Origin of the sequence: Psychrobacter sp. Sarcosine-02u-2, from assembly GCF_002836335.1 — a bacterium.
GTDB lineage: Bacteria > Pseudomonadota > Gammaproteobacteria > Pseudomonadales > Moraxellaceae > Psychrobacter > Psychrobacter faecalis.
In genome coordinates, this window is sequence record NZ_PJBX01000001.1 from 1 (window position 1) to 9,806 (window position 9,806).

General features: G+C 42.5%; 8 protein-coding genes. 2 read left to right on the forward strand and 6 right to left on the reverse strand.

Going from position 1 to position 9,806, the window contains the following annotated elements; genetic code table 11:
* Window positions 1-277 precede the first annotated feature (277 nt).
* From CXF58_RS00225 to CXF58_RS00245, 5 genes are all read right to left on the reverse strand, one after another.
* Entirely contained in the window at window positions 278-490 is a 213-nt protein-coding gene (locus tag CXF58_RS00225) for a cold-shock protein (RefSeq protein WP_068408416.1), read from the reverse strand.
* 367 nt (window positions 491-857) lie between these two features.
* Window positions 858-1,283 carry a hypothetical protein gene (locus CXF58_RS00230; protein WP_068408418.1) on the reverse strand — a complete coding sequence of 142 codons (426 nt, stop codon included), beginning with the start codon at window positions 1,281-1,283 and terminating at the stop codon, window positions 858-860.
* Between the two features lie 297 nt (window positions 1,284-1,580).
* Window positions 1,581-2,597, reverse strand: a complete 1,017-nt coding sequence (gene ilvC, locus CXF58_RS00235; RefSeq protein WP_068408420.1) for a ketol-acid reductoisomerase — start codon at window positions 2,595-2,597, stop codon at window positions 1,581-1,583.
* 134 nt (window positions 2,598-2,731) lie between these two features.
* Window positions 2,732-3,229, reverse strand: a complete 498-nt coding sequence (ilvN, locus tag CXF58_RS00240) for an acetolactate synthase small subunit (protein ID WP_068408422.1) — start codon at window positions 3,227-3,229, stop codon at window positions 2,732-2,734.
* Window positions 3,229-5,061 carry an acetolactate synthase 3 large subunit gene (locus tag CXF58_RS00245; RefSeq protein ID WP_180952479.1) on the reverse strand — a complete coding sequence of 611 codons (1,833 nt, stop codon included), beginning with the start codon at window positions 5,059-5,061 and terminating at the stop codon, window positions 3,229-3,231. The genes ilvN and CXF58_RS00245 overlap by 1 nt, the downstream gene beginning before the upstream one ends.
* A gap of 841 nt (window positions 5,062-5,902) precedes the next feature.
* Between CXF58_RS00245 and CXF58_RS00250 the strand changes: the two genes are divergently transcribed.
* On the forward strand, window positions 5,903-6,412 hold the full coding sequence (locus CXF58_RS00250; protein ID WP_226928797.1) for a DUF4124 domain-containing protein: 510 nt from the start codon (window positions 5,903-5,905) through the stop codon (window positions 6,410-6,412).
* A gap of 74 nt (window positions 6,413-6,486) precedes the next feature.
* Here the strand turns inward: CXF58_RS00250 and CXF58_RS00255 are convergent, their stop codons facing one another.
* Complete coding sequence (locus CXF58_RS00255; protein ID WP_068408427.1) at window positions 6,487-8,268, reverse strand: bifunctional ADP-dependent NAD(P)H-hydrate dehydratase/NAD(P)H-hydrate epimerase; 1,782 nt, start codon at window positions 8,266-8,268, stop codon at window positions 6,487-6,489.
* 194 nt (window positions 8,269-8,462) lie between these two features.
* Between CXF58_RS00255 and queG the strand changes: the two genes are divergently transcribed.
* Entirely contained in the window at window positions 8,463-9,719 is a 1,257-nt protein-coding gene (gene queG, locus CXF58_RS00260) for a tRNA epoxyqueuosine(34) reductase QueG (RefSeq protein ID WP_102076223.1), read from the forward strand.
* Window positions 9,720-9,806: the final 87 nt, after the last annotated feature.

The following is a 9,806-nucleotide window of genomic DNA, read 5'->3' on the forward strand; positions in this document are numbered from 1 at the left end:
TTTGGTATTAATGCCTAAAAACTTTTTTAAACTAATCCTCTATTAAGATAACAGCGTTATTGTCAAAAATAAATAATCACGCTTTGTCCAAACTTACAGAATTTAAGTCATTTTCTTAAAAAAATATCATAAAAAAAGCAACCTGATGAATGGTTGCTTTTTTTTAACGTCTAAACAGTATTTTTATTGTTTTAACAAACAAAGGAATCAATACTTATCGATTATCTTTATGGTATCAAGCTGGCTGATAAATCAGTTTACTCAATAATCACTAAGATTAGATAGCTTCGATTTGCTCAGCTTGTGGGCCTTTTTTGCCATCACCTAAGATGAAAGACACTTTTTGGCCTTCGGCTAGAGTTTTGAAACCGTTACCTTGGATAGCGCTGTAGTGAGCGAATACGTCTTGTCCGCCATTGTCTTGAGCGATAAAACCAAAACCTTTAGCTTCATTAAACCACTTTACAGTGCCTTCAACTTTCTCTGACATAAATTTTCCTAACTCTTTAACTGTTGGCGAGACGTGTGTCATCACCGATTAATTGATATATACTCAAGTATTTTTTGCTAAGCGCATCGGCTTAAACCCTTGATTTATCTAGAAGATAACCTAAAGCTCTTGCCTAAAATCCTACGAGTACAAACTGATTATAGCAGCTTTTCTAAACTGCAACAGGTTAAATTATTTTTTTTTGTAAAAAACCGCGGCTTTCTGTCAGCTTTATCATCAAATAAAGATGTATTATTTAAATAGTTGATTTTAATAAGTATTTTATAGCATCCAAGCTAAAACAATTGATTTGCCATGCATTTAATAGCACAACAACCAAAAACATCATTCCAGCGCTAAAACATTATTATGCAGGTAGCGGTAACCAGGGCGATAATAAAACCAGTAGACACAAGGCAAAAAATATCAAAGAAAAGGATTGGCTATAGGCGATATATTTAGCTGGCACCACCAAATCCTTCGGTGAGTCTGGTATGCCTTTGCGCTTGAGCAGACGCGTACCATATATCCAGCCGTAGATGGTATAGATGCTATAAGCGACTGGCACGGCAATGGCCAACGGCGCCAAATCAATGACGTACAACGCCAGAGTAGAGACAAAGAACCAAGCGGTATCAAGTAAAGAGCTGATGCGAAAGAACTTAGATTGCGGCAGCTTACCTTGGTTGCGCTTGAGCATCTCGCCTTCTATCCAAATCAATACTGCTACCACAGCGCTCAGAGTAATGTAGATAAATTGCGGCGTCAGCCAGTTAGGACTTGGTATTTGCACAACAGACAACCTGTAATCAAGAAAGAATAAGAATAAAAAATCAAGCGCTCAGATCATTCTTTAGCGTTTGGTTTTAGTATTTTTTTAAATAAAATAAGCAAGTCTGCTTATATGAGGCAGTAATAAAGAGTTTTCAACCACTAACAAGTGATTACGGTGGCAACTTTCTCTAGATTATTGAATTGCTAGCCATTAAAAAACCCATGCTATCGAGTGATAACATGGGTTTTGATTTTTAGATAACTAAAATGATAGAGATTTGATTATTGCTTAATTGCTTAACCATTCACTAATAAATTAGTTTTTGTCTTTATCGATGATTTTATTGCCACCAATCCAAGGCATCATGCCGCGCAATTTCGCACCAGTCACTTCGATTTGGTGCTCAGCGTTGTTACGACGACGGGCAGTCATTGAAGGATAGTTGGTTGCGCCTTCACTGATGAACATTTTTGCGTATTCACCAGATTGGATGCGTTTTAGCGCATTACGCATCGCTTCACGTGACTGTTCGTTGATCACTTCTGGACCAGTCACGTATTCGCCGTACTCAGCGTTGTTGCTGATTGAATAGTTCATATCAGCGATACCGCCTTCATACATGAGGTCAACGATAAGCTTTAGCTCATGTAAGCACTCAAAGTAAGCCATTTCAGGAGCATAGCCGGCTTCAGTTAGGGTTTCAAAGCCCATTTTTACCAGCTCAACCGCGCCGCCACAAAGTACCGCTTGCTCACCAAATAGGTCGGTTTCGGTTTCATCTTTAAAGGTCGTTTCGATGATGCCTGAACGACCACCACCAACACCAGCAGCATAAGACAAGGCTAACTGCTTAGCTTGACCAGACGCATCTTGATAGATAGCGATTAAATCTGGGATACCGCCACCTTTGGTAAATTCTGAACGTACGGTATGACCTGGTGCCTTAGGCGCCACCATAATAACGTCAAGGTCGCTACGTGGCTCTACTTGGTTGTAATGGATCGCAAAACCATGAGCGAAAGCAAGGGTGGCACCTTCTTTGATGTTTGGTTCAATCACATCGCTATAAAGCTGTTTTTGGAACTCATCAGGGGTCAAAATCATCACGACGTCAGCCGCTTTTACCGCTTCTTCTACTTCAGCAACTTTTAAACCCGCGTTTTCCGCTTTTTTCCATGAGCTAGAATTGGCACGTAGACCAACGGTGACATCGACGTCTGAGTCTTGTAAATTCAACGCGTGTGCATGGCCTTGTGAACCGTAACCAATAATGGCAACTTTTTTGCCTTGGATGATTGATAGGTCACAGTCTTTGTCATAATAAACGTTCATAAATAGAGTCCTTTTCCTAAAACATGGCTGGCCATGGATAATAAGCGCTTCTGCTCTAACCGAAACTCTAAAGTATTGGCTAAAATGAGCGCGCTGTTGATAATAAATTAAGATTTTTAATAACGATTATAAAATTACAAGCTTAGGGTTTTTTCGCCACGTGCAATACCAATCACACCCGAACGCACCACTTCCATAATGCGCTCGCGACCAATCACATCGATAAAGCCGTCAAGCTTGGCTTTATCACCAACGATTTGAATGGTGTATAGGTTAGAATTGACATCAACGATTTGAGCGCGGAAAATATCAGCACTGCGTTTAATCTCTTCACGTACACCGCCCGACGCTCGTACTTTAATAAGCATGAGCTCACGCTCGACGTGCACATTGTCTGTTAGATTGAGCACTTTAACCACTTCAATCAATTTATGCAATTGCTTGGTGATTTGCTCGATTCTTTCAGGCGAGGTAATGGTAGTGACCGTCAGACGTGAGATACTTGGATCATCAGTAGGGGCGACGTTTAGCGTCTCGATGTTATAGCCGCGTTGGGAGAACAAGCCGACTAACCGCGACAACGAACCCGCTTCGTTTTCCATCAATACCGAAATCAGATGTTGTTGTTGCATTAGGTACGCTCCCCTTTTGTTAACCACATATCACGCATCGCTTGCCCAGCGACTTGCATCGGATAAACATGCTCATTACGATCGACATAAACGTCGATAAATACCAATTTATCAGTCATAGCCATAGCTTCAGCCAATTGTGCTTCCATAGTCGCAGGATCGGTAATCTTAATACCGACATGACCATAGCTTTCAGCCAATTTGACAAAGTCTGGTAGTGAGTTCATATAAGACTGCGCATGACGGCCTTCATACAGCATGTCTTGCCATTGTTTAACCATACCCAACTGTGCATTGTTTAGGTTCAAAATCTTGACTGGCAAGTTATATTGTAGGCAAGTCGATAGCTCTTGAATATTCATCTGAATAGAGCCTTCACCGGTAATACACACCACGTCACGCTCAGGATTGGCAAGTTTTGCCGCCATCGCATAAGGCAAGCCTACACCCATGGTGCCCAAACCGCCGGAGTTCAACCATTGACCAGGCTCATTATAAGTATAATAAAGCGCGGCAAACATCTGATGCTGACCGACGTCACTGGTGATAATGGCGTTACTATTGGTTACTTTATCCAAAGCCTGCACCACCGCTTGTGGCTTAATACCATTATCGGTATTAGTGTCATAACGTAGGCCATGACGCGTACGCCATTCATTAATTTGTGACCACCAATCTAACAAGGCATGCTGCTCAAGCTCTTTATCATCACCGATGATTTCTAACATATCGGTCAAGACTGCTTTAACATCGCCAACGATTGGAATATGGGCATTAATGGTTTTTGAAATGGATGCCGGATCAATATCGATATGAATAATCGTCGCATTCGGACAGAATTTTTTGACATTATTGGTCACGCGGTCATCAAAACGTGCACCGATTGCCAAGATGACATCAGCGTGATGCATACTCATATTGGCTTCATAGGTGCCATGCATCCCAAGCATGCCTAAGAACTGACTATCAGAACCTGGGAAAGTACCCAAACCCATTAAGGTATTGGTAACTGGTAAGTTTAAGCGATGAGCAAGCTCAGTCAACTCTTTACTGGCTTTACTCCAAATGACCCCGCCGCCTGCATAAATAACAGGACGCTGTGCTGACAATAAAGTTTCAACGGCCTTTTTAATTTGACCGCTATGACCTTTTAGTGAGGGCTGATACGAGCGGATAAACACGTCTTTTGGATAAGCGTAGGCAAATTTTTCACTTGGCGCTGTCATATCTTTTGGTACGTCAATGACTACTGGGCCTGGACGTCCAGACTGAGCGATATGAAAGGCTTTTTTGACAATCATAGGGATTTCGCTAGCATGGCGCACTTGGAAGCTATGCTTGACGATAGGACGTGATACACCGACCATATCGGTTTCTTGGAAGGCATCTTCACCGATTAGGCTACTAGGTACCTGACCTGAAATAACCACCATCGGCACAGAATCCATAAACGCGGTGGCGATTGCCGTCACGGTATTGGTCGCACCTGGACCTGAGGTCGCGAGCACCACACCTGTCTGACCGGTCACGCGTGAATAAGCATCTGCCATGTGGCCGGCTGCTTGTTCATGACGCACTAAAATATGCTCAATATTTTCTTGTTGAAACAAGGCATCATAGATATGTAGAACGGCGCCGCCTGGATAGCCAAAAATATATTTGACCCCTTCGTCGGTCAGTGCCTGCACCAACATCTCAGCGCCAGACAACATCACAGGCTGCTCGCTACCTTCTGCAAGGCGTTGTTGCTTTTCTTCAAAATTTTTGGCGGCATTACCCGTTTGGGTATGTCCAGTCATATTCGGACTTTGCGTGGTTTGCGTCACTGTCATCACCTTTTTTTGTGGTAAGAATGGTCGCTCATTTATAAAAGAAAACACCGTTTTTACAAGGTTATTGGTCTTATAAAGAAGATTCGGGATTCTTATCCATATCAAGAATGTGTGCCCACTATATCCAAGTAATACTGTTATATAGAACAGCATCGCACTCAAACACAGCAATATATGTAGGGTCAGCTTTGTGGCAGGATTTTATCGACAGACAGTGACAAGATGCGAATGCATCTATAAAAGAGGCTTATTATTTTGAGAATACCAAGTTACGACAGTAATAAATAAAGGGAGGCAGGATATGAAACGACTCTCAATAATATTGGCACGCTATAGGATCGCTAAATCTTATAACTTATTTTATGAGTTGTTGTTAAAACTATACATTGCGCCCTATTGTTTATTACAGCCAAATCTTACGAACCACAGTAATAATAAGTTTATCTTAGTCATTGTAGACAGATAAGTCCGCAGACAATAAATATAGAATCTGATAATCATTGCGATAATGACCATCTACTTTATATTTTTGTCACAAAGAAAATAAAACTGAGCAAGCTACTGATAAGCAACCCGTAGTCCTTATTTTCAAGTGCCACGGCAATTTTATAAAAGCCGCTCACTGACCAATCAACTGCTATTATATTCGATGGTTTAAGCACCTTTGTCAAGAAAAACTTCTAAACCCTATCCCTAACTATTAGTTATTAAACATTATGCATTTATAAGTATTATTTGCTAAAATCAAACGCTAGTGTATTTACTTTGTTATCAAGACGATTAAATATTATCCTTAACTGGTATATACAGCCGTTCTTTACCCCTTAAGAGGTTTGTCATTATGGCAATCGTTACTATGACATCTGCGTCTACCATAAACACCACTATCAAACTGCTGATGAGTATCAGCGCGGCGTGTATGCTCATGCTGTCAATGCATGCCAGCCATGCCATTCAGGTTTATAAGTCTATCGGCGCACACGGTGAGGTGAAGTACAGCCAATACGCGCCGCAAAATGGTAGAAATATTGAAGTGATTGAGTTTCGTAGTGACGGTAGACAAAATAATGCCGGACAATTGGCAGGGAAAACTGAAGCCAATCAAGCCGCCCCGCAAAGTGCTGAAGAACAGCGCGTGGCTCAGCTAGAGGCGCGCATTAAAGAACAAGAAGCACAGGCTAATGCTCAGCGTTGCCAGTCATTACGCAATAATTTGACCAACCTAAATGTTGGTGGGCGTATCTACGAGATGGATGCCAATGGTAAACGTCAATATTTAGATGGCCGTGAAATTGAGCTAAAACGCGAGCGTGTACAGCAAGCCATCAATCAATATTGTAATGGTACCTAAGTCCTGTAATCTATCTTTAAACAATACTAACACTGCTATATTCAATGTTGGTAGGTGCGGTTGATAACTATTTATTAGACAGTTATCGACTGCACAATATGGCGGATAGCAGCGGGCATATCCTGCGCTTGTAAGCCTCGTTGGCCGATCAATAATGAGCGAGTATTATGAGCATGGCTAAGACTTTCTAAATTTTCTGTCTGTCCCGCTAAGCAGTCGCCTGCCAGACCATGAAGCAGAACCGCTTGGTGCAAACTACGCGCTTCTTCGGTTAAATCCTTTTGCGCTAGCAGACCTGCAATGACGCCAGATAACACATCACCCATGCCAGCGCTTGCCATTCCGGCATTACCGACACCACAAGCGTAAATTTGTCTTTCCTCAGCCTTTTGTTCTAGCACTAACGACCCTGCACCTTTTAACACCCAATCTCCGCCATAGATGTTGGCGCACTTTTTTATCGTAGCTAGCCTATCCTCTTCTACTTCACTGACCTCTTTATTCAACAATCTTGCCGCTTCACCACTATGCGGTGTTAGGCAAACTTGATGTTCGCTACTATACGCTTTTAGCTGTGTAACCAGTTTATGCTCGCCAGCCTGTAATGTTGCCAAATGATATAGGCCATCGGCATCAATCACTATTGGCTTGCTGTTTTCTACCGCCGTTTGGATATAATTTATAAATAACGCTTTTGCCTTATCATCACGGCCAAGTCCCATGCCAATAGCAATAACACTGGCTTCTTTGATAAGATTTTTTACGCCATCGGTATCATGTAAATTGATGGTCATCGCATCGGGCAGTGAGGTTAATAGCGCTCCATGAAATGCTTCATGACAGGCGACGGTAATTTTCCCCGCACCAGTCGCCATCGTACTTGAAGCCGAGAGGATAGCGGCACCGCCCATGCCCTGCGAGCCATCAACGCGATTACCGCCAATCACTAATACGTGGCCGTAACTGCCTTTATAACTGTTTTGACGGCGTGAATTTAATGGATAAGCCGCTGTCAGTAGCTTGGCAATTGGTTTAAATTCTTTACTATTCGTTTGATAAGGGATGAGCGGAATGTCAATCACTTGTCCGCTATAATCCATACCATCGTTGGTATGTAAACCAAATTTGCGCGCAATCAAACATAATGTCGCATCAGCGTTTACAGCTACTTGGTCGAATACTTGCCCAGTAGAAGCAACCAAGCCACTGGGCACATCAACTGCAACGACCAAAGTGCCGTTGTACTGCGCGGCATTGTTAAGACTATTAATCGCCTGTTTATAAATACCATCAGGCGCGCGATCTAAACCTATACCAAATAACGCATCGACGTAGACGTCTGCTTGTAGCTGCTCATTTACGTTTTGCTTGTCATCAGAACTCATGTCTTCAAAGCGTAAATAGTCACAGTTAGCAGACAGCGCTATTTTCAGGGCTTTGTTGGCATCAGATAAAGAACTTTGTTGGTTAGATTGCTGGGTTGTCTCAGCCATCAAAAAATCCTGTTTGTCAAAACCGACGGCTGTTATCTCTACTTGCCAGCCCAATTGCTGTAAATAATAAGCAATCAACCAACCATCACCGCCGTTATTACCCTTCCCGACCCAGACATTCGCTCGAGGCGAACAATTATTGCGATTATGAGTGTTAGTAAATGCAAAGGAATGAAAATTAAGCATTTTTTGCTCATAAAGCGCCATAATATAATGCGCCATTTGCCATGCGGCCTGCTGCATCAATCCAAAACTGTCGTGACCTTCAGCAAACCACACCTGCTCCATGGCATAAATTTGATTGCTGCTATACAGCGCTACAGGCATGGTCGTTTTTGTGAATACATTGGTTGATACTGACATGGCTTATCCTCGCTTATTTTTATTTACTGGTCTTATTATTTTAATCATAAGGTAATGTATGAGTAGTATCAGCTCTATTAGATTTTACGAGAGCTTACAGTTTGGTAAAAATACAGATTTATTCATTTTACTACTTGCGCTCGTAACTCACTGGCTTATCATACTGCTATTCACATTATCATTTATAGCGCATTATGAATAGCAAAGCCCAACCTACGCACCTTCAATCAACACAGTCAGGCGCACAGACCTCAGATGCTCACAATTTAGCAGCGCAGACATCTGCGCCTAATCATGCAGGGCAAGCAAGAATTGCCGTTCATAATGCGTCAGAATTTGCTACACCGGCAGACGTCAAACAATGGATTAAAACCCAAGCGCAAGCCCTAGGATTTGCTGACTGTGGTTTTTTATCAGTGCATCATCCTTTATTTGTTCAGCAAACAGAGCACTTAAAGCAATGGCTAGCGAAAGGGTATGAAGGGCAATTGCAGTTTATGCATCATAACCATCATTTACGGGCGCAACCTACGCTATTGGTAGAAGGCGCAAAAACCATTATTAGCGTGCGTATGGATTATTTAACCCAAACGCCCACGCCACGCGTAGTCACTGATAACGCTTATCCCAATCAAGGTATCATCGCCCGTTATGCCAGAGGACGTGACTATCATAAAACCATGCGTAGTCGCCTAAAACAACTGGCATTAAAAATAGAAACCATGCTCCCTGAATGGCAGCATCTTAATATCGGCTCAGAGCAGGACTTTATTTTTCGCCCCTTTAGCGATTCTGCGCCTATCTTTGAGCGTCCTATTGCCGATGCGGCGGGGCTTGGCTGGACGGGCAAACATACCCTGCTCATAAACAAGCAAGCTGGTTCGTTTTTTGTATTAGGCGAGCTATTTATGAGCCTTGAGCTGCCGGATGACGAACCGGTCAAGGAGCATTGCGGCAGTTGCAGCGCCTGTATTGACGTCTGCCCTACTCAGGCTATTATCGCGCCCTATGAGCTTAACGCTTCTGCTTGTATCTCTTACCTTACCATTGAACACGACGGCATTATTGATAGCAAATATCGCCGTGCCATCGGTAATCGTATCTTTGGTTGTGACGACTGTCAGCTTATTTGTCCGTGGAATCGCTACGCCAATATCACGTCAGTAGAAGATTTTGCTCCAAGGCACAACCTTGATAACAGCAGTTTGCTTGAGCTATGGCAATGGCAAGAAGCGGAGTTTATGAAAAAAACCGAAGGCAGTCCGCTTAGACGCACCGGTTACGTGAATTTTTTACGCAATATCGCCATTGGCCTTGGCAATGCCGATGGTAGTACGGAAATAATTACTCAGCTGCAAGCAAAATTAGGCGTTCATAATGCCATGCTGGACGAACATATCCATTGGGCAATTAAAGAACAGCAGGTAAAATTAGAAAATTTAAAACCGTAAATGCTATGGAAAATAAAGACCAAAAAAAAATGCCTCTAATGTTAGGAAGAGGCATTTTTGTTAGCGGTTAACTTTAAATATTTATGT

Bases quoted from the DNA above. Each gene is read 5' to 3' on its own strand.
- ilvC (WP_068408420.1), bottom strand. From the start codon at position 2,597: ATGAACGTTTATTATGACAAAGACTGTGACCTATCAATCATCCAAGGC.
- ilvN (WP_068408422.1), bottom strand. From the start codon at position 3,229: ATGCAACAACAACATCTGATTTCGGTATTGATGGAAAACGAAGCGGGT.
- CXF58_RS00250 (WP_226928797.1), top strand. From the start codon at position 5,903: ATGGCAATCGTTACTATGACATCTGCGTCTACCATAAACACCACTATC.
- CXF58_RS00225 (WP_068408416.1), bottom strand. From the start codon at position 490: ATGTCAGAGAAAGTTGAAGGCACTGTAAAGTGGTTTAATGAAGCTAAA.
- queG (WP_102076223.1), top strand. From the start codon at position 8,463: ATGAATAGCAAAGCCCAACCTACGCACCTTCAATCAACACAGTCAGGC.
- CXF58_RS00255 (WP_068408427.1), bottom strand. From the start codon at position 8,268: ATGTCAGTATCAACCAATGTATTCACAAAAACGACCATGCCTGTAGCG.
- CXF58_RS00245 (WP_180952479.1), bottom strand. From the start codon at position 5,061: ATGACAGTGACGCAAACCACGCAAAGTCCGAATATGACTGGACATACC.